This window comes from Ensifer sp. D2-11 (genome assembly GCF_054161295.1).
In genome coordinates, this window is the sequence record NZ_CP096433.1 from 248,233 (window position 1) to 268,843 (window position 20,611).

Below are 20,611 nucleotides of genomic sequence, written 5' to 3' on the forward strand. Positions count from 1 at the left end.
CGCACGACATGACGACAGGAAAAGGTTAAATTACCGTGCTCGGCCACAAGATGAAGATCGAGGCTCTGTTGGAACGTCGTCTCACCGCCATTCTCGCAGCCGATGTCGTGGGCTACAGCCGCCTCATGGGAGCGGATGAGGCCGGCACGCTCGCGGCGCTGAAGCGCCACCGCCGCGAGCTGCTGGAGCCCAGGATCGCCGATCATAAAGGCCGAATCGTCAAGCTGGCAGGAGACAGCATGCTCGTCGAGTTTTCGAGCGTGGTGAACGCTGTTGCCTGTGCCGCCGCCATTCAGCGCGGTATGCTCGCCGCCAACGAGGGCTTGCCGAAGAGCAGGCGCATCGAGCTCAGGATCGGCATCCATCTCGGCGACGTGATCGTCGAGGACGGCGACATCTTCGGCGACGGCGTCAATGTCGCGGCGCGGCTCGAAGGGCTTGCCGACCCTTCCGGCATCGCGGTTTCTGCCTCCGTGCGGGACCATGTCGGCTCGAGACTCGATGTCGGCTTCATCGATAAGGGCGAATACAGTCTGAAGAACATCGCATCGACCGTTCGCGTCTATACGGTGTCCCTCGGCGACAATTCGCTCGGCAAGCGTGCGGAATCGTCCGGCGTGGTCGACCGCGGTTACGAATTATCGATCGCCGTCCTGCCCTTCACCAATATGAGCCATGATCCCGAGCAGGAATATTTCTCCGACGGTATCACAGAGGACGTCATCACCGATCTTTCGAAGATTTCGCGCCTGCACGTCGTCGCCCGCAACACCGTCTTCACTTACAAGGGCAAGTCCGTGAAGGTTAAGCAGATCGCCCATGAACTCGGCGTTCGCTTCATCCTCGAAGGCAGCGTGCGCAAGGCGGGCGGGCGCGTGCGCATCACCGGCCAGTTGATCGACGCGCAGACCGGCGGGCACCTCTGGGCCGATCGTTACGACCGCGATCTAACGGATATATTCGCGATTCAGGACGAGATCACGCACGCCATCGTCGACCAGCTCAAGATAAAGCTTCTGCCGGAGGAGAAGAGGGCGATCGAAAGCGACCCGACGACCTCGGTCGAGGCCTATACCTACTATCTCCGCGGCCGCCAGTTCTCCCATACCTGGACCCGGCCCTATCTGCTGCTCGCGCGTCGCATGTTCCTGAAGGCCGTCGAACTCGACCCGAACTATGCGCGGGCCTATGCCGGCATCGCCGAGTGCGAATGTGCGATCAGGGACTGGCACGAAAAGGAGTTTCCGCTGGAGAGCATACTCGACATGAGCGCCAGGGCGCTCGCGCTCGATCCGAACCTGGCGGAAGCGCATGCCTCGCGCGGGCTCGCATTGAACCACGACGGCCAGACGGAGGAAGCAAGCCGTGAGTTTCTCCAGGCTCTGGCGCTCGACCCTTCGCTCTATGAGGCGAATCTATATTATGGCCGTTTCCTCTTCGCGCAGGGTCGATTCCGGGAAGCGATCGGATTCTTCGAGCGCGCGGCGGAAATCCGGTCGGACGATTACTTTTCGCCGATCCATTTGATGGGTTGCTACCTGTCGCTTGGTATGGAGACCGAGCGCCAGCGCTGGGCGCGGATCGGCATCGAAAGAGCGCAAAGCGCAATGGAGCGGAACCCCGAGAATGCCAGCCCGGCGCATCGCGGTGCATTGGCGCTAGCGCATATGGGCGAGGCGGAACGTGCGAAGGAATGGGTTTCTCGCGCGCTGGCGATCGATCCGGACGATATCGTCGCGCAGTACAATGCAGCCTGCGTCCATTCGCTCCTCGGTGAGGGCGAACGTGCGCTGGAACTGCTGGAAACCGTGGTGCCGCAGAGCTCCAGCTACCATGTCCAGTGGTTCAATCAGGACCCCGACCTGGACCTCATTCGCGACGATCCGCGCTTCCGCGCGCTCCTCGACGCACTCGCAGAGTGCAAGGGCGGGAGGCGCTGAATAGTTCGGCGATCAGATCTCGATCTCGCCGCGCATCGCCGAAACGCAGTCGCCCGAGACGCTGACCTTGCGGATTGTGCCGTTCCTCTTGTCGATACCGACCGTGATGAGGCTGCGGCGCCCCATTTCCACGCCCTGTTCGATGACGAGTTCCACCTCCGCGTCGGCCGCGGGAAGCAGCGAGACGAGGTAAGCGCCGAGCGCCGCCGAAGCGCTGCCGGTTGCCGGATCCTCGATGACGTTGTCGAGCGGCGCGAACATGCGTGCCCTTACCTGGCCGGGCCGCTCGCGCGTGCGGGCATAGAGAAACAGGCTGAAGCTGTCTTCCGCAAGCGGATAGCGGATATTCGCCTCCTCGAAGGCCGAGACGTTCGGCCGGGCTCTCGAAAGGGCCTCAACGTCGCGCACCTCAGCGACGGAGAAGGGCAGTCCGACCGAAATGCGCACCGGCGGATGATTTCGGTCGATGAGGTCGTCCTGGCGCAGCGATGCGCAGGCGGCAATCGTCGCGGCGTCTATGGCGGGGCCGATTTGCAGCGCCTGCGGGGCGACGATCCTTGCGCCCGTGACGATGCCGTCACTGCCGAGAAGGGTCACTTCGACCAGGCCCGCCTTTTCCTCGAAACGCAATGCGCCGCCCGGGTTGCGGCCGAAGATTTCCTGTTGCCGGCCGAGCACGAAGGCCGTGCCGACATTCGGGTGGCCGGCGAAAGGCACTTCGGTCGTCGGCGTGAAGATGCGCACGCGCGCAGTGTTCTCCGGGTTTTCGGGCGGAAGGACGAAGGTGACTTCGGAATAGCCGAACTCGGTGGCGATCGCCTGCATCCGGGCCTCGCTCAAGCCCCGCGCATCCGGGATGACGGCAAGCTGATTGCCGGCGAAACGCTCGGCCGTGAAGACGTCGACGGTAATGAAGGAGACGGTGCTCATGGGGCCCTCTGGTCGGTCGCAGATGGCGCAGATTTAAAGTCGTCGCCGGCGCTGCTGAAACAGCGAACTTGTCTCCCTGACAATTGTCGGGGCAGCAAGGCGGCGCCATGCAAAAAGGCCCGGCGGCATCGCTGTCACCGGGCCTCTCCTCTCTCCCTCTGACTATTTTGGCGCTTAGGCTGCCTTTTCGAAGTCCTTCGTCCAGCTTCCCTTGGCGGCGAGGCTGCACATCTTGGCGCGATGGGCGAAGGCGCGCTGACCGGCGGCGACGTTTTCCGACTTTCCGCCCCAGGCATTGAGCGCTTCCTGCTGCAGTGCCCGGCCATAGGAGAAGGTAAGCTTCCAGGGCAGGTCGTGCGCTGCGTTCATGGCCGAAAGGTGGGCCGTCGCCTCTTCGGTCGATTGGCCGCCGGAGAGGAAGGCGATGCCCGGAACAGCCGCCGGAACGGTGCGCTTCAGCACCTTGATGGTGCGTTCGGCGACCTCGTCGACGGACGCGTTGCGCGCTTTTTTGCCGTCGATCACCATGCTCGGCTTCAGGATCATGCCTTCGAGCCTGACGCGGAGCTCGCCAAGTTCCTCGAAGACTGTGCGCAGGACCCATTCGGTGACTTCTTCCGAGCGCTCGATCGAGTGATCGCCGGGGGCGCCATCCATCAGCACTTCCGGCTCCACGATCGGTACGATCTTCGCCTCCTGGCAGAGCGCGGCATAACGGGCGAGCGCATGGGCATTGGCCCTGATCGCGCCCCAGGTCGGGAGAGCGTCGGAAATCGCGATCACGCCCCGCCATTTGGCGAAGCGGGCGCCGGCCTCGTGATATCTGGCGAGGCGGGCGGCGAGCCCGTCGAGGCCTTCGGTTATCGTTTCATTCGGGAAATGGGCCATCGGCTTGGCACCGGTGTCGACCTTGATCCCCGGGATCGAGCCCGCGTTGCGGATGACGTCGGCGAGGGGCGTGCCGTCGGCAGCCTTCTGGAACAGTGTTTCCTCATAGAGGATGACGCCGGAGATATACTCGCGCATCGCATCGTCCGAGCGCAGCAGCATCTCGCGATAGTCGCGGCGCGAGTTCTCGGTGGACTCCAGGCCGATGCTGTCGAAGCGCTTCTTGATCGTTGCGGTCGACTCGTCTGCAGCGAGCAGGCCCCGGCCATTGGCGACCATGGCAACCGCAATGTCTTCCAGTCTTTCGCTCATATTCTTCTCCTACACACAGCGCCGATCACCAGCGGAACAGCGAATGAATCCAATCTCGAACTGAGGCGCGAAAGCGTCGTTCGCACCTCAGGAACAAAGGCGCGTTAACAGAAGATACCGTGCGGGAAAATGGCAGTAAAACGGGCTAAAACGATTTAAATAATTTTAATCGTTTGAAAAGGCATAATTATTTTTGATGGTCAGGTCAGAAGCTCTCCTCGAAAGCCCCTCACCCTAATCCTCTCCGTTCCGACGCTACGGCATGCACATATCTCTTGTTGTCCAGCCCTTCGCGGACAGTAGCGAGGCTTGCGGATGGGTCCATGGGATCAAACCCGTATGCGCTAACATTGGCATTAGCGGTCACCCGCCCCTCATCCGCCTGCCGGCACCTTCTCCCCGCAGGCGGGGAGAAGGGACAAGCGGCGCCGACTGAACCCCGCATTCACCGTCCGCCCGAGGGCGCGAGCGGGCGCGGCATATCCCTTCTCCCCGCCTGCGGGGAGAAGGTGGCGGCAGCCGGTTGAGGGGCAATCCCGACCGAGCGGGTTGAGGCGGTTGGGTTCCCGAGGGATCCCTTTCATGAGCAGTATCCGCCGCACCGGCGCGCAAGAGATATGTGCATGCCGTAGCGTTCCGACGGGGAGAGGGGACTGAAAGTCGCCGCGAATCTCCTTCGCCCCGCTTGCGGGGAGAAGGTGGCCGGCAGGCCGGATGAGGGGCTGAAGCCGAGCTCAGTTCCGCTGCCGGAGAACATCTACGCCCGGCAAGGGCTTGCCTTCCATCCATTCGAGGAAGGCGCCGCCGGCGGTCGAGACATAGGTGAAATCGTCCGCGACCTCGGCATGGTTGAGTGCTGCGACCGTGTCGCCGCCGCCGGCGACGGAGACGAGCGAGCCGGCGCGGGTGCGGGCTGCCGCGTGTTTCGCCGCCGCCACGGTCGCCCTGTCGAAGGGCGCGATCTCGAACGCGCCGAGCGGGCCATTCCACACGAGGGTTTCGGCGCGCGAGATCCATTCGTTGATGGCCTCGATCGATTTCGGCCCGACGTCAAGCACCATGGCGTCGGCAGGGATGGCCTTGATATCGACGACCTCGTTGTCGGCACCGGCCTTGAACTCACGGGCAACGACGCCGTCGACCGGAAGCACGATTGCGCATCCCGCTTCCGAGGCGGCCGCGAGGATGGCCTTGGCGGTCTCCGCAAGATCGTGCTCGCAGAGCGACTTTCCGACATCGACGCCTTGCGCCGCGAGGAAGGTGTTGGCCATGCCGCCGCCGATGACCAGCGCGTCGACCTTCTTCACGAGGTTCTGCAGAAGGTCGATCTTGGTCGAGACCTTGGCGCCGCCGACGATCGCGACGACCGGGCGCTTCGGATTGCCGAGCCCCTTTTCAAGCGCTTCGAGCTCCGCCTGCATGGTGCGGCCGGCATAGGCGGGAAGGTGATGGGCAAGCCCCTCAGTCGAGGCGTGGGCGCGATGGGCGGCGGAGAAGGCGTCGTTGACATAGATGTCGCCATTGGCGGCGAGCGCCGTCACGAAGTCCGGATCGTTCTTCTCCTCGCCCTTGTGGAAGCGGGTATTCTCGAGCAGCAGCACTTCGCCGTCGTTCAATTCGGCAATGGCGTTGGCGGCCTTGTCGCCGATGCAGTCGGCAGCGAAATAGACGCGCTGGTCGAGGATCTCCTCGACGGCGGAGGCGATCGCCTTCAGCGACATGTCGGCGACGGGCTCGCCCTTCGGCCGGCCGAAATGCGCGAGCAGAACGACTTTCGCGCCCTTCTCGGAGAGCTCGCGAATGGTCGGCGCCACGCGTTCGATGCGGGTGGTGTCGGTCACCTGGCCGTCCTTGACAGGCACGTTCAGATCGACGCGCACGAGAACGCGCTTGCCGGCGATGTCGGTCAGATCGTCGAGAGTCTTGAAAGTCATCAGATGGTCTCCGGTGATAGTCTCTGGAACAGGGTAGGGTAGTCGAGGACCAGGCCGTCCTCGTCCACCGGCAGGTCCGCCGTGAAGCTGCCGTCCGCCGCCTCGTAGCGGTAGAGCTTGCCGTCATCGAGGCAGGTATAATGCTGGCCGTCGACGGTCGGTTCGAAGCTGTCGAAGGGCACGTAAAGCATGTTGAGCCTGGCGGTGCCGGATTGCCGGGTGAGGCCCAGGCGGCGGATCGGCAGCGTGTTCGTGAAGGGCGTGCCGGCGAGGTCGATATCGACGCAGCCATCGAATTGCGGCAAGGCCGTTCCGTCTGCTTTGCGCCAATGGCCGTGCCCATCGGACATGAGGTGCAGCCTCTGCCCTTGGGTCGTTTCTATGAGAAAGGAAAAGACGCGCCAGCCGGCATCGCAGTCGATTCGGTAGCGGGCGCCATAGGCCGTTGCGCCGCGTTCGCCGATGAGAACGCTTTCGGCGCGGATGGCCGCGCCGAGCGATGTATCGATAGTCCTGAGCGTCAGATGTTCAAGCCCTTCCCCTTCGAGCGGACGCCAGCGCACCGTCGTTGAGGAAAGAGCCCGGAACATCGGTCTTAGATGAGCTTGCTCAGGGCAACCGCCGTGTCCGACATGCGGTTGGAGAAGCCCCATTCATTGTCGTACCAGGACAGGATCGAGACGAACTTGCCTTCCATCACCTTGGTCTGGTCCATGTGGAAGACCGAGGAACGCGGATCGTGGTTGAAGTCGATCGAGACGTTCGGAGCGAGCGTGTAGCCGAGAACGCCCTTGAGCGGACCGTCGGCGGCAGCCTTGATGGCCGCGTTGATTTCCTCCTTGGTCGTCTCGCGCTTGGCGACGAACTTCAGGTCGACCACCGAGACGTTCGGGGTCGGGACGCGCACGGAGATACCGTCGAGCTTGCCCTTGAGTTCCGGCAGCACGAGACCGACCGCCTTTGCAGCTCCCGTAGAGGTCGGGATCATCGACAGCGCCGCGGCGCGTGCACGGTAGAGATCCTTGTGCATCTGGTCGAGCGACGGCTGGTCGTTGGTGTAGGAGTGGATCGTCGTCATCATGCCGTGATCGATGCCGACGGCATCGTGCAGCACCTTGGCGACCGGTACCAGGCAGTTGGTCGTGCAGGATGCGTTGGAGATGACGAGATGATCCTTCGTCAGCTTGTCGTGGTTGACGCCGTAGACGACGGTCAGGTCCGCGCCGTCGGCCGGAGCCGAGACGATGACGCGCTTGGCGCCGGCTTCCAGATGAGCGGCTGCCTTGTCGCGGGCGGTGAAGATGCCGGTGCACTCCATCGCGATGTCGACGCCGAGTTCCTTGTGCGGCAGTTCTGCCGGATTGCGGATCGCGGTCACCTTGATCGGCTTGCCGTTGTTGATGACGATCGCGTCGCCGTCGACCTTCACGTCGGCCGGAAAGCGGCCGTGGATGGAATCGAAGCGCAGCAGGTGAGCGTTGGTCTCGACCGGACCGAGGTCGTTGATGGCAACGACTTCGATGTCCGTGCGGCCGGATTCGACGATGGCGCGGAGAACGTTGCGGCCGATGCGGCCAAAACCGTTGATGGCGACTTTCACTGTCATATCGGGTCTCTCCCTGTCAGAATGCGTGTGGTGGGAAGGAGGACATCCGGGAATGTCCTCCAGGCTTGGTCAGGACAGCTTGGCTTCGGCGGACGCAACCACGACTTCTGGCGTAATGCCGAAGTGCTTGTAGAGATCCTTGTAGGGGCCCGAAGCACCGAAGCTCGACATGCCGATGAAGATGCCATCGTTGCCGATGAAGTGGTCCCAGCCCTGGCGGATGCCGGCTTCGACGGCGATCTTGACCGGCGACGTGCCGATGATCGCCTGCTGGTAGTCCTCGCTCTGCTCGGCGAAGAGCTCGAAGCAGGGGACGGAGACGACGCGCGTCGCGATGCCCTTGGCGGTCAGCGTCTGGCAGGCCTTGACGGCGATCTCGACTTCCGAGCCGGTGGCGAAGATCGTCACCTGCGCATCGCTTGCGGAGATCAGGTCATAGGCGCCGCGGGCGCAGAGGTTCTGTTCCTCGTATTCCGTGCGCACCGCCATCAGGTTCTGGCGGGTGAGCGCAAGACCGGAGGGGCGCTTGCGGTTTTCCAGGGCGAGCTGCCAGCATTCGGCGGTCTCCGTCGCATCCGCGGGGCGGAACATCAGGAGATTGGGGATGGCCCGAAGCGCGGCCATGTGCTCGACCGGCTGGTGGGTCGGCCCGTCCTCGCCGAGACCGATGGAATCATGCGTGAGCACGTGGATGACGCGGATGCCCATGAGCGCGGCAAGGCGGATCGACGGGCGGCAATAATCCGAGAAGATCAGGAAGCCGCCGGAATAGGGGATGAGGCCGCCATGCAGCGCCATGCCGTTCATTGCGGCCGCCATGCCGTGCTCGCGCACGCCGTAGTGGATGTAGCGGCCGGAGAAATCGTCCGGGGTGATGGAGTGTGTCTGGCTCGTCTTGGTATTGTTGGAGCCGGTCAGGTCGGCAGAGCCGCCGATCGTCTCGGCAAGTACGCCGTTGATGACTTCCAGCGCATCCTCCGAAGCCTTGCGCGTCGCCGGCGAGGGCTTGGTCTCGGCAAGCTTCTGCTTGTAGGCGCCGATCGCCGAGGCGAGGCTGCCTTCGAGCTCGCCGGAGAAGCGGCGGACGAACTGCGCCTTCTTCTCCGCCTCAGCAGCTTCGAGCCGTTCTTCCCATTCCTTGCGCGCCTTGGCCGACCGCAGGCCTGCGATGCGCCAGGCGTCGAGCACGTCGGAGGGAACCGTGAACGCCTCGGCTTCCCAGCCGAGCGCCTTGCGGGTGGCGGCGATTTCCTCGGCGCCGAGCGGTGAGCCGTGGACCTTGTGCGTACCGGCCTTGTTCGGCGCACCGAAGCCGATCACGGTCTTGCAGGCGATCATGGTCGGCTTGTCGGACTTGTGAGCCTCTTCGATCGCGGCGGCGATCGCTTCGGGATCATGGCCGTCGACGGCGATCGTGTGCCATTTGCTGGCGCGGAAGCGGGCGTGCTGGTCGGTCGAGTCGGCAATGGAGATCGGACCGTCGATCGAGATGTTGTTGTCGTCCCAGAAGACGATCAGCTTGTTGAGCTTCAGGTGGCCGGCAAGCGCGATCGCTTCCTGACTGATCCCTTCCATCAGGCAGCCGTCGCCGGCGAGCACATAGGTATAATGCTCCATCAGTTCGCTGCCGAACTCCTCGCGCAGCTTGCGCTCGGCGATCGCCATGCCGACGGAATTGGCAATGCCCTGGCCGAGCGGACCAGTGGTCGTCTCGATGCCGGCGGCGTGGCCGTATTCCGGGTGACCCGCCGTGCGCGAACCCAGCTGGCGGAAGTTCTTGATCTCGTCGATGGTGATGTCGTCGTAGCCCGTGAGGTAGAGCAGCGAATAGAGCAGCATGGACCCGTGGCCGGCCGACAGGACGAAGCGGTCGCGGTTCGGCCAGGCGGGGTTTTTAGGGTCGAAACTCAGATAGCGGGTGAACAGCACTGTTGCGATATCGGCGGCGCCCATTGGGAGGCCAGGGTGGCCGGAATTTGCCTTCTCGACGGCGTCCATGGAGAGGAAGCGGATTGCATTCGCCATCCGGTCGTGTTTTTCGCGAGAGATCATGACTGTTCCGTTTGCGTTCGGTGGTCAGGGGACGGTCTCTATCCTCCAAAGACCGCATGAGAAGCGGCAGACACATAGCAGGTGCGTGAGCCGAGTCAATAAATACGGGCCCTCCGCGACCAAATGCGGCGGCCCCCGCGCGGTGTCTCTCGATGGCAGAAACGCCGCCGGTCGGTGGCCGGTTCGGGAGGCGAAATCGACCATCCACAGCTTCCGCAGTTCAATGCCGCGCTTGGCATTGTTGAGACTTGCGTAATAGGTTTAAAAAGAAAAGGGCCGAAGTGATGAACGCTCTACGATTCGGCCTTGGAGCGGGGCGCGTCCAGGCAAGGTGCAGGCGCTCCGCACTTTGTTTTAGGGCAGGGCGAAGCCGCTCCCCCTAGAGAGGTATCGGAAGACATGCCGGCAAAGACGGTCAAGGCGGCGATCGACGAGTTGCGCAACGCGGTTCAGTCTCTTGAAATCGCGATCGACGGCCGCTTCGACAAGGAAAGGGATGTGAGCGAGTTCGAAGGCGAGGTCAGGCGGGTCAACGAGGACCGGTCTCGCCTGGCGCAGGAACTCGACCAATCCCAATTCCGCGCCAACCGGTTGGAAGAGGTCAATCGCGAGGTATCCCGTCGTCTGGTGACGGCGATGGAGACTATTCGCGCGGTGCTGGATCGCTGAGGTTCTGAACGTATGGCGCAGGTGACGGTAACGATCGACGGCAAGGCCTACCGCATGGCTTGCGAGGAAGGGCAGGAAGATCACCTCGGCGACCTCGCGACCAGGTTCGACCAGTATGTCGGCCATCTGAAGGCCCAGTTCGGCGAAATCGGCGACCTCAGGATCACCGTCATGGCGGGGATCATGGTCATGGACGAGTTGAGCGAGGTCAATCGCCGGCTGAAGAGCATCGAAGCGGAAGTGGACGATCTGAAGAGAGGCCGCGATACCGCGCTTTCGGATCAGACGAGAAGCGAGGAGGCGCTTGCCTCGGCGCTCGGCGAAGTGACGGCGCAGATTCAGGATATCGCCGCCAAGCTCAACGGGCGGCCGACTCCCTCGGCAAATTGAGCCCCGCCTGCGATTTCGCAGAAATTATGCAGCTCCATCGCATCCGGCTCTGGTGAAAAGCCCCGGGACGCTCTATATCTGCCAGGCGATCTGCGCTTCCCGACAGGAACCACAATCCCCGGGGCCATACACGATCTCAAGGGGACTGTCCCTGGCCGGACCCGTGGGTCCGGGCATACGGTGCCCACCTACCTAGTAGGTACCCGGGATCGTAAATCATCCATCGGTCGTCGTGGATCGCACTTCTTCCTTTTCCTTCTCGGCCGGTGCCCGGAACGCTCGGCGGATGGCATCCGCCATCGCGTCGACCGTCGGCGACCGGTTCCCGCGCCTCGTCCGCAGCACGACATTGGTCATGTCGATGATGCCGAAGCCGTCCTCCTCGGTAAGTTCCCTGCACCCCGCCGGTATGGCGGTTCGCGACAAGGGTGCGATGGCAAGGCCCGAAATGAGGGCGGCGATGAGGCCGCCGCTCGTGCGGCTCACATATGCGATGCGAGACTCTATGCCGCGGCTCTGCAGGCTCCGCCGGGCCAGTTCGTCGCACCAGCCGCCTTCGGCATAGGTATAGGTCGCGATCGGTACCGGCCGGCGCTCATGGGCACCGTGCTGGTCGCAGGTCGCCCAGACCGTAGGGTTCACCATCAGGACCTCGTTCCGGCTGCGCCCGCCCGGCTCGAAGACGACGGCGATGTCGAGTTCTCCGGCGGCGAGCGCTGCCGAATTGGCCATGGAGGTTTCCTGCCGCACCGTCACCTCCACGCCAGGATGAATGGCAGCGAAGGCGCCAAGTGCCTTCGGAAGCGTGGAGTTGACGTATTCCTCCGAAATCCCGATCCGGACCGAACCCTCGAGCGCCGGCGAACGCATGGTCGCCGCGGTGTCGTCGAGAAGAGAGACGATGCGGCGCGCATTGTCGGCGAGCCGCCGCCCGTCATCGGTCAGTATGACGCCGCGCGAATGGCGTTCGAAAAGCGCCGAGCCGATGAGTTCCTCGAGCTTGCGGATCTGCATGCTGACGGCCGACTGCGTCCGCCGCACCGTATCGGCAGCCCGCGTCAGGTTGCCGGTGTCGGCGACCGCGAGAAAGGTTCTGAGCAGATCGCTGTCGAGCGGAGTTGACATGCTGTCGCCATAAGAAAACCTGATGACAGGCATGGTTGCAATTCATTTGTCAGATGTCAACAAAGGAGAGAGGATCGCGGCTGTCGCTTTCCTTCCGAGGGTCTCGCCATGCCCGTTCTGGTCGTGCCAGCACATCCTGCCGCTCGAAGCTCCCCGTCGCTTGCGACGGCGTTTGCGCGTTGGCGGCTGGGGCTCACCCTTTACCTGGAATGGTCGATCGTAAGCCGTCGCGCCGACCCGCACCTGCTGGCAGACGCAGCTATCCCGGAGACCTATCGTCTCTGGCGCGAGGAAGCCATGCGCCAGCGTGAAGCGGTTCGGCATCTGCACTGGATGCTGTAAATCAGCTCCATCGGGAAATCGCCATAAAGCGTCGCGATACGCGAACGAGTCGCGAAGTAGTGCAAAAGCGGCGGCCGCATGGTTCCAGCCGGAGGCCGTTTTGCGCTATGGCAGGGGCATTCCGATCATGTAAAAGCGGTTCGGTCTGCCCGGAAGGAAGGTTCGATGTCACCCAGGGATTTGAAGGCAGCGTTGAGGAAGGAGCGGCTGGCGCTCCGCGATGCGATGCCGGCGGAAGTGCGGATCGAGGCGAGCCTTGCCATGGCCGATCATGCCGGCGACATTATCGCGCTCGATCCGGGACATGTCGTCTCGGGCTTCTGGCCGATCCGTTCGGAGGCCGACGTCCGGCCGCTGATGGTGCGGCTCAGGGATCGCGGTGCGCGCCTCTGCCTGCCGGTGATCCTGGACAGCAAGGCCATCGTTTTCCGGGAATTGCTCGACGGCATCGCAGTCGTCGAAACCGGTTTCGGCACCACCGGTCCCGGCCCCGATGCGCCGGAAGTCGATCCGGACATCATGCTCGTACCGCTTTCGGCCTTCGATGCCGTGGGCCATCGGATCGGCTACGGCGCCGGCTATTATGATCGGGCGATCGAGCGGCTGCGTCGCAAAGGCCACATGCCGCGCCTGATCGGGATTGCATTCGACTGCCAGGAAGTGGCATCAGTGCCGGCTGAACCGCACGACGTGGCGCTGGACGCCGTATTGACGGAGAGCGGTTTTCGGCATTTCAGAGCGGGATGAGGATACTTTGCGCGGATTCCGCCACATCCTGTCTAAATTCATGGAACCGACCACGTGCATGATTTGGTGTCGATCCAAATTGCCTTGGTCCAAGCGGGATTGACCGGCATGCGACTTCTGTTTCTGGGGGATATGGTGGGCAAGACGGGTCGCATGGCCGTCTGGGAGCGCCTCCCGGGACTCGTGAGCGATCTCAAGCTCGACTTCGTCATCGTCAATGGCGAGAACGCAGCCGGCGGGTTCGGCATCACCGAAGACATCTTTCTCGAGACGATCAGCGCCGGCGCCGATGTAGTGACCACCGGCAATCACGTCTGGGATCAGAAGGAGGCGGTGGTCTTCTGCGAGCGGCACGATCAGTTCCTGCGGCCGGCAAACTATCCTGCGGGGACGCCGGGTCGCGGTTCCAATCTTTTCTTCGCGCGAAACGGCGCACGCGTTCTGGTTGCCAATGTCATGGGGCGGGTCTTCATGCATCCCGAGCTCGACGATCCCTTCAAGACGGCCGAGGCGATCCTTGACGCCTGCCCGCTCGGCGAGCAGGCCGATGCAGTCGTCTTCGATTTTCACGCGGAGGCGACGAGCGAGAAGCAATGCTTCGGCCACTTCGTCGATGGGCGTGCCAGCCTGGTGGTCGGCACGCACACCCATGTGCCGACGGCGGACCATCAGATACTCAACGGTGGCACCGGCTATATGAGCGATGCCGGCATGTGCGGCGACTACGACTCGTCCTTGGGGATGGACAAGGAAGAGCCGCTCAACCGCTTCATCTCGAAGATGCCCAAGGGCCGCTTCGAAGCGGCATCCGGCCCGGCGACCATCTGCGGCGTCGGGATCGAGATTTCGGACCGGACGGGGTTGGCGGAGAAGATCGCGCCGATCAGGATCGGCCCGCGTCTGGCCGAGACGATCCCGCAATTCTGGGTTTGAGCGGCAGAGCTTTCTGTTTCTCCACCTGCAATCCTGCCGCGCTCTGCCTCTGCCGAATTGCCTTTTTTCAAGGGTGACAGACCTTTCAAATGGTGGCAGGTTAGCGACCAAATGAGAGCCGCAATCCACGCGGCCGCTATTCGCAAGTTTCCATGCCCAATAGTTGAAGCGGGATGCGGGCGGAGGCGCCCATACTTTCCCTCGTCCCGCCTTAGTGCAACCGAGCCCTAGAGCGCCGCACGTCTGTCGGACGCTTAAAGGTCGCTATAGCGCCCCGGTATTGGAATGTCGCCGCGCCAATTGCAGACCCCGGTGCCGGCGATCTGATGTTCAGGTAATTTGGAGAGCGTGCATGTTGCGAAAGTGGCGTCTGCCGGCCATCGCCGGCGTATTCGTCTCCCTTCTCGTTTCGGCACCGGCGGTCGCGCAGGACGCGCAGATGCCGACGGTGACCGTTGCCAAGCCGGTCGTGCGCGACGTCATCGACGCCGACGAATTCATCGGCCGCTTCGAGGCGGTCGACGAGGTTTCGATCCGCGCGCGGGTCGGAGGCTATCTCGATCAGGTCTTCTTCACCGACGGTGCCATGGTGAAGAAGGGCGACAAGCTCTTCGTCATCGACCAGCGCCCGTTCCGCACCGCTCTTTCCCAGGCGGAAGCCTCGCTCGAGGCAGCGCGATCGACGCTCGTCTTCGCGGAGACCACGTTCAAGCGAACGGAATCGCTCGCCGGAACCGGCACGCTCTCCGTGTCCAGGCTCGACGACGACCGCCGGGCGCTGCTCTCGGCACAGGCGAATGTACGCGGCGCCGAGGCGGCGGTCGAGCGGGCCAAGCTCGATCTCGATTACACCACCATCACCGCGCCGCTGAGCGGCCGCGTCGACCGGCGGCTCATCTCCCCGGGCAATCTCGTCCAGGCGGACCAGACGGTACTGACGACGATCGTCTCGCTCGATCCGATCGATTTCTATTTCGATGTCGACGAGCGCCGGCTGCTTTCCTATGCGCGGACGGCGCGGGAACGCGGCAGCGCGCTGCAGGAAGGGGCCGGCTCCATCCCGGTGCTCGTCACGATCGCCGATGCCAACGAGCCGCCTTTCGAAGGCAAGCTCGATTTCGCCGAGAACCGGGTCGACAACGAGACCGGCACGATGCGGGTGCGCGCCCGCTTTGCGAACCCCAAATTCGTCCTGCAGCCCGGCCTGTTCGGGCGTGTGGAAGTCGAAGGCTCGAATACCTATCGAGCGGTTCTCGTCCCTGACGAGGCAATCGCTGCCGACCAGAACGAACGCATCGTCTATGTGGTCGGCGAGGATGGCAGCGTCGCCACCAAACCGGTCCGTCTTGGCCCGAGGCTCCACGGTTACAGGGTCATCCGCAGCGGCTTGACGGGGGACGAGACAGTCGTCGTCAACGGCCTCATGCGCGTCCGGCCGGGGGTGAAGGTCAAGCCCGAACTCGTCGTCCTGCCCCCCGAGGCCGCGCAATCGGCGGAGAATGCCCAATGAGGTTCGCGCATTTCTTTGTCGACAGACCGATCTTCGCATCGGTGCTATCGATCGTTCTGCTGATCGTCGGCAGCATCGCCTATTTTCAGCTTCCGGTGGCGCAGTATCCGGAGATCGCACCGCCAACCATCGTCGTGCGCGCCTCCTATCCGGGCGCGGATGCGGAGACCGTCGCCAATACCGTTGCTACCCCGCTCGAGCAGGAGATCAACGGCGTGGAGAACATGCTCTACATGTCCTCCTATGCCACCGCTGACGGTTCGATGGCGCTGACGATCACCTTCAAGCTCGGGACCGATCTCGATCAGGCACAGGTGCTGGTGCAGAACCGTGTTTCGATCGCCGAGCCCCGGCTTCCCGAGGAAGTCCGGCGCATCGGCGTCACCACGACGAAGAGCTCGCCGGATCTGATGATGGTCGTTCATCTGCTTTCGCCGAACGACCGCTACGACCAGCTTTATGTTTCCAACTACGCCCGCACGCGCATCCGCGACATATTGGTCCGGCTGGACGGAGTCGGCGACGTTCTTCTGTTCGGCGAGCGTGAATATGCGCTGCGCATCTGGCTCGACCCGCAGAAGCTCTCCGCCTACGGCATGACCGCAGGCGATGTCGTCTCCGCGCTGCGCGAGCAGAACGTCCAGGTCTCGGGCGGCTCCATCGGTGGTCCGCCGATGTCGAGCGACAGCGCCTTTCAGTATACGGTGACCACCGACGGCCGCTTCAGCGACGCTCGTCAGTTCCGCTACGTCATCGTCAAAGCGACCGAAGAGGGCAGGCTCGTCCAGTTGCAGGACGTCGCCCGCATCGAACTCGGTGCGCGCGAATACGTGACCAACAGCTATCTCAACGGCAGCCCCGCCGTCGCGCTCGGCATCTTCTCCCGCCCCGGCAGCAATGCGCTCGCTGCGGCCGATGCGATCCAGGCGACGATGACCGAACTTTCGCGAGATTTTCCCGAAGGGCTCGAATACAGGATCATCTACAATCCGACGGAATTCATCTCGGAATCCATCGACGAGGTCTACAAGACCATTGCGGAAGCCGCGCTTCTCGTCGCCCTGGTCGTGATCGTGTTCCTGCAGTCGTGGCGCACGGCGATCATTCCCATCGTCGCCATCCCCGTTTCGCTCGTCGGCACATTCGCGCTTCTCTATGCCTTCGGTTTTTCGCTGAACATGCTGACGCTTTTCGGTCTGGTCCTCGCGATCGGCATCGTGGTCGACGACGCGATCGTCGTTGTCGAGAACGTCGAGCGCAACCTCGCGCGCGGGATGACGCCGCGCGAGGCGGCGCATGTGACGATGGACGAGGTGGGCGCCGCGGTCATCGCGATCTCGCTCGTCCTGACGGCTGTGTTCGTGCCGACCGCGTTCATTCCCGGTATTGCCGGGCAGTTCTACCTGCAATTCGCGGTAACGATCGCAGTCGCGACGGTGATCTCCGCGGTCAATTCCCTGACGCTCTCGCCGGCGCTCGCCGCAATCCTGTTGCGGCCGCACGAGAACCACGAGCATGAGAGCCGCAATCCCCTGACGCGGCTCGGCCGCGGGTTTGCCAACGGCTTCAACCGCGGCTTCGACCGCATGGCCGATGGCTATGCATGGACGGTGCGCCACCTCGTCAGGACGCGGATCGCGCTGGCCGGGGCGCTCCTCGTCTTCGTCGCCCTGCTCGGAGCCACCTGGTACATGGCGCAGGTCGTGCCCCGCGGCTTCATACCCACGATGGACCAGGGCTATGCCATCGTCGTTATTCAGCTTCCCGACGGCGCCTCTCTCGAGCGCACCGATACGGTCGTCCGGCGGGCCTCGGAGATGATCCGCGAGGTACCCGGCGTCAAGGATGCGGTCGCCTTTGCCGGTTTCAACGGCGCGACCTTCACCAATGCATCCAATTCCGGCGTGATCTTCACGCCCTTCGACAGCTTCGAGGAACGCCTCGAGCAAAAGCAGAGTGCTGAACAGATCATCGGCCAGATCTTCGGTGCCATGCAAGGCATTCAGGAGGCTTTCATCATCGCCGTTCCGCCACCCTCCGTGCGAGGCATCGGCAATTCGGGCGGCTTCAAGATGCAGATCATGGACCGGCAGAGCGCCGACATGCGCCGCGCGCTCGGGCTCGCCTATCAGATGATGGGAGCGGCCAACCAGACGGAGGGGCTGACCGGCGTCTTCACCACATTCACGGCCTCCAGCCCGCAATTCTTCCTGGCGATCGACCGCGACAAGGCGCGGGCCCTGAACGTCCCGATCCCCAATATCTTCGAGACGCTCTCGATCAATCTGGGGACGTCCTACGTCAACGATTTCAACGCCTTCGGCCGCGTCTATCAGGTCCGCGCCCAGGCCGACCAGCAATTCCGGCTGGAGCGGGAGGACATACTCGCGCTCAAGGTACGCTCCGCCTCGGGCGCGCTCGTGCCGCTCGGAACGCTCGTCGAAATCCGCGATACGAGCGGTCCGGCGCTCGTCCAGCGCTACAACATGTATGTCTCGGTTCCCGTTCAGGGCAATCCCGCGCCGGGCGTCTCGACGGGCAGCGCCCTCGACAAGATGGAAGCGCTTGCAGGTCAGATCCTGCCGCAGGGCACGACCTTCGAATGGACGGAACTCGCTTTGCAGGAGCGCCAGACCGGCAACACTGCGGTCTTCATCTTCGCTCTTTCGGTGGTCTTCGTCTTCCTGGCGCTCTCGGCGCAATATGAAAGCTGGGTGCTGCCGCTGGCCATCATCCTGATCGTGCCGCTTGCCGTCCTCGCGGCACTTCTCGGCGTTTCGATCCGGGGCTTCGACAACAACGTGCTGACCCAGATCGGGCTCATCGTCCTTATCGGTCTTGCCGCCAAGAACGCGATCCTCATCGTGGAATTCGCCCGCCAGGGCGAGGAGGAGGGCAAGACGCCGATCGAGGCGGCGATCGATGCGAGCCGGCTCAGGCTGCGGCCGATCCTGATGACCGCTTTCGCCTTCATTCTCGGCGTCGTGCCACTGGTCATCGCCACGGGGCCCGGCGCCGAAATGCGCCAGTCTCTCGGTACCGCGGTCTTTGCCGGCATGCTCGGGGTCACCTTCCTCGGCCTGTTCCTGACGCCGGTCTTCTACGTGGCCCTGCGCTCCCTGCGCCGCAAGCCCGCACCGGCGGCTGCGCCGGCGCCGGCGCCGGGAGAGTGAGGAGACCAGGCGCATCGGCAATGACGTAATTGTGAGCGGTTGTCCGTCGTTAGACGCTGGACGCGATCACGACCTTGAATGATCCTGCCTGCCGCCCGGCATGAGCGGCAACGCGGGATGCGGGCGGAATGAGAGAGCAAGTTTTTCATCCCCCATATGTGAGAGGTGAAGGATGCTGCTGCGATACCTTGCCTACACCCTGACCGTCATCTGGCTCATCCATGCGCTCTGGCCGACACCGGCTCACGCGCAGCAGGCGAAAGCCCATGTGAGCCAATGCCAGGCGATCGCGGCAGCCACGCCGGCGGCGACGTTCGCCAGCTTCTCGGCCGCCGACGCCACTCCGGTGGCGTCGGCCGACACGAGCGAGGTGACGATCACCTTTCTCGGCCATTCGACCTTCCTGATCGAAACGCCGGGCGGGGTTTCGATCGCCACGGACTACAACGGCTGGTTCCGGACCCCATCGCCGCCTACGGTGGCGACGATGAACAGGGCCCATTCCAGCCACTACACCCTGGCGCCTGATCCGGCGATCGCGCATGTCCTGCATGGCTGGGGCGACAATGGCGAGCCGGCGGATCATGACCTCGTCGTCGGCGACGCCTATATCCGCAATGTGACGACGGATATCCGTTCAGGCTTCGAGGGCATGGAACGGGACGGCAATTCGATCTTCATTTTCGAGATTGCCGGGCTCTGTATCGGCCATCTCGGCCATCTGCACCACGAGCTCGACGAAAGCCATTACCGGCAGATCGGCCGGCTCGACGTGCTCATGGTGCCGGTGGACGGCGGGCTGACGATGGGCGCGGAGAGCATGAGCCGTGTCGTCTCGCGGCTGCGCTCGGCGCTGATCCTGCCGATGCACAGGCCGATGACCAACGACTTTCTGGCGATGTTCGGCGATGACTTCGACAAGCGCTTCGCCACGGAGCCTTCCGTGAAGGTGTCGCTGCGTTCCCTGCCGAGCAGACCGCTCATCTATGTCCTGCAGGGCGTTTGAGGACCGCTGCAGCGCATTTCCCGCCTCCTGAAAACACGACGCGACTGCTGGACTGGACGCGGCAATGAAACTATAAGGCGCCCGATCTCACCAAAATCACGCATGCAGAGGGCGTCATGGCTGGCCATTCACAGTTCAAGAACATCATGCACCGCAAGGGCCGTCAGGATGCGGTGCGCTCCAAAATGTTTTCCAAGCTCGCGCGCGAAATCACCGTCGCAGCAAAAACCGGTCTTCCCGACCCGACGATGAATCCGCGTCTGCGTCTGGCGATCCAGAACGCCAAGGCGCAGTCGATGCCGAAGGACAATATCGAGCGCGCGGTCAAGAAGGCTGCGGGCGGCGATGCCGAGAATTACGAAGAAGTCCGCTACGAGGGCTACGGCCCGGGCGGCGTCGCGGTCATCGTCGAGGCGCTGACGGACAACCGCAACCGCACCGCCTCCAACGTACGATCCACCTTCACCAAGGCGGGCGGAGCGCTCGGCGAAACCGGTTCGGTTTCCTTCTCCTTCGATCGCGTCGGTGAAATCACCTACAAGCTCTCCGCCGGCGACGCCGACAAGGTCATGGAAGCGGCGATCGAAGCGGGTGCCGACGACGTCGAGACGGATGAGGAAGGCCACACGATCACCTGCGGTTTCGAGGATATCGGCGAGGTGTCGAAGGCCCTCGAAGGCGCGCTCGGCGAGGCGGAGACCGTGAAGGCGGTCTGGAAGCCGCAGAATACCGTGCCGGTCGACGAGGAAAAGGCACAGTCGCTGATGAAGCTCATCGACAATCTCGAAGACGACGACGATGTCCAGAACGTCTACTCGAACTTCGAGGTCTCCGACGAGGTCCTGGCGAAGCTTTCGGCCTGAGGAGAGGAAGGGTACCCCCCTCTGGCCTGCCGGCCATCTCCCCCGCAAGGCCCGCAAGGGGGGAGATCGGCAAGCGGCGATGTTCCACTCAATTCAATTAGGCAGCGTGCACGCACTGCGTTCACCGTCGGGCAGGACGGGAGATGCCCGGCAGGGCAGAGGGGGGCGTATCGGGCCGGTTGGATCAGAGC

Annotated in this window: 16 protein-coding genes, 1 other RNA gene and 1 pseudogene; 11 read left to right on the forward strand and 7 right to left on the reverse strand. The window is 63.4% G+C overall.

Going from position 1 to position 20,611, the window contains the following annotated elements; genetic code table 11:
- The first annotated feature begins 35 nt into the window (after positions 1-35).
- On the forward strand, positions 36-1,940 hold the full coding sequence (locus M1D34_RS01120; RefSeq protein ID WP_010970181.1) for a TPR end-of-group domain-containing protein: 1,905 nt from the start codon (positions 36-38) through the stop codon (positions 1,938-1,940).
- A 12-nt stretch (positions 1,941-1,952) separates the two neighbouring features.
- On the opposite strand, the gene M1D34_RS01125 is transcribed toward M1D34_RS01120, so the two are convergent.
- The 6 genes from M1D34_RS01125 to tkt form a co-directional block, all read right to left on the reverse strand.
- Positions 1,953-2,870, reverse strand: a complete 918-nt coding sequence (locus M1D34_RS01125) for a PhzF family phenazine biosynthesis protein (protein ID WP_010970180.1) — start codon at positions 2,868-2,870, stop codon at positions 1,953-1,955.
- A gap of 174 nt (positions 2,871-3,044) precedes the next feature.
- Positions 3,045-4,070: a class I fructose-bisphosphate aldolase gene (locus M1D34_RS01130; protein WP_498780279.1), complete on the reverse strand. Its 1,026-nt coding sequence runs from the start codon at positions 4,068-4,070 to the stop codon at positions 3,045-3,047.
- A 734-nt stretch (positions 4,071-4,804) separates the two neighbouring features.
- Positions 4,805-6,004, reverse strand: a complete 1,200-nt coding sequence (locus M1D34_RS01135; RefSeq protein WP_003535994.1) for a phosphoglycerate kinase — start codon at positions 6,002-6,004, stop codon at positions 4,805-4,807.
- The gene (locus M1D34_RS01140; protein WP_010970178.1) at positions 6,004-6,594 is read right to left on the reverse strand and encodes a putative glycolipid-binding domain-containing protein; all 591 of its coding nucleotides are present in this window, start codon (positions 6,592-6,594) and stop codon (positions 6,004-6,006) included. Before M1D34_RS01140 ends, M1D34_RS01135 begins: the two co-directional genes overlap by 1 nt.
- 5 nt (positions 6,595-6,599) lie before the next feature.
- Positions 6,600-7,610, reverse strand: coding sequence for a type I glyceraldehyde-3-phosphate dehydrogenase (gap, locus tag M1D34_RS01145; RefSeq protein ID WP_003535991.1), 1,011 nt, complete (start codon positions 7,608-7,610; stop codon positions 6,600-6,602).
- Positions 7,611-7,679: 69 nt separating this feature from the next.
- Positions 7,680-9,662 (reverse strand): transketolase, encoded by a 1,983-nt coding sequence (gene tkt / locus M1D34_RS01150; RefSeq protein WP_003535989.1) that lies wholly within the window; start codon positions 9,660-9,662, stop codon positions 7,680-7,682.
- A 399-nt stretch (positions 9,663-10,061) separates the two neighbouring features.
- On the opposite strand from tkt, the gene M1D34_RS01155 reads away from it, so the two are divergent.
- From M1D34_RS01155 to ssrS, 3 genes are all read left to right on the forward strand, one after another.
- Positions 10,062-10,331, forward strand: a complete 270-nt coding sequence (locus M1D34_RS01155) for a DUF4164 domain-containing protein (RefSeq protein ID WP_003535987.1) — start codon at positions 10,062-10,064, stop codon at positions 10,329-10,331.
- 12 nt (positions 10,332-10,343) lie between these two features.
- Positions 10,344-10,721, forward strand: a complete 378-nt coding sequence (locus tag M1D34_RS01160) for a cell division protein ZapA (RefSeq protein WP_003535985.1) — start codon at positions 10,344-10,346, stop codon at positions 10,719-10,721.
- An 84-nt stretch (positions 10,722-10,805) separates the two neighbouring features.
- Positions 10,806-10,964, forward strand: a non-coding RNA gene (ssrS, locus tag M1D34_RS01165) — 6S RNA.
- A gap of 90 nt (positions 10,965-11,054) precedes the next feature.
- Here ssrS and M1D34_RS01170 read toward each other — a convergent pair.
- Positions 11,055-11,879 (reverse strand): annotated as a pseudogene (locus tag M1D34_RS01170) (LysR family transcriptional regulator); the annotation flags it as partial.
- 75 nt (positions 11,880-11,954) lie between these two features.
- Here M1D34_RS01170 and M1D34_RS01175 point away from each other — a divergent pair.
- The 7 genes from M1D34_RS01175 (at position 11,955) to M1D34_RS01205 (ending at position 20,420) form a co-directional block, all read left to right on the forward strand.
- Positions 11,955-12,188 carry a hypothetical protein gene (locus M1D34_RS01175; protein WP_498780284.1) on the forward strand — a complete coding sequence of 78 codons (234 nt, stop codon included), beginning with the start codon at positions 11,955-11,957 and terminating at the stop codon, positions 12,186-12,188.
- Between the two features lie 165 nt (positions 12,189-12,353).
- The gene (locus M1D34_RS01180; RefSeq protein WP_027993298.1) at positions 12,354-12,935 is read left to right on the forward strand and encodes a 5-formyltetrahydrofolate cyclo-ligase; all 582 of its coding nucleotides are present in this window, start codon (positions 12,354-12,356) and stop codon (positions 12,933-12,935) included.
- Between the two features lie 108 nt (positions 12,936-13,043).
- Positions 13,044-13,868: a TIGR00282 family metallophosphoesterase gene (locus M1D34_RS01185; protein WP_003535977.1), complete on the forward strand. Its 825-nt coding sequence runs from the start codon at positions 13,044-13,046 to the stop codon at positions 13,866-13,868.
- A gap of 352 nt (positions 13,869-14,220) precedes the next feature.
- On the forward strand, positions 14,221-15,378 hold the full coding sequence (locus M1D34_RS01190; protein WP_003535976.1) for an efflux RND transporter periplasmic adaptor subunit: 1,158 nt from the start codon (positions 14,221-14,223) through the stop codon (positions 15,376-15,378).
- Positions 15,375-18,551, forward strand: coding sequence for an efflux RND transporter permease subunit (locus tag M1D34_RS01195; RefSeq protein WP_028003133.1), 3,177 nt, complete (start codon positions 15,375-15,377; stop codon positions 18,549-18,551). The genes M1D34_RS01190 and M1D34_RS01195 overlap by 4 nt, the downstream gene beginning before the upstream one ends.
- A 172-nt stretch (positions 18,552-18,723) precedes the next feature.
- Positions 18,724-19,557, forward strand: coding sequence for an MBL fold metallo-hydrolase (locus tag M1D34_RS01200; RefSeq protein ID WP_003535971.1), 834 nt, complete (start codon positions 18,724-18,726; stop codon positions 19,555-19,557).
- A gap of 116 nt (positions 19,558-19,673) precedes the next feature.
- Positions 19,674-20,420 carry a YebC/PmpR family DNA-binding transcriptional regulator gene (locus M1D34_RS01205; RefSeq protein WP_010970171.1) on the forward strand — a complete coding sequence of 249 codons (747 nt, stop codon included), beginning with the start codon at positions 19,674-19,676 and terminating at the stop codon, positions 20,418-20,420.
- The last annotated feature ends 191 nt before the right edge of the window (positions 20,421-20,611 follow it).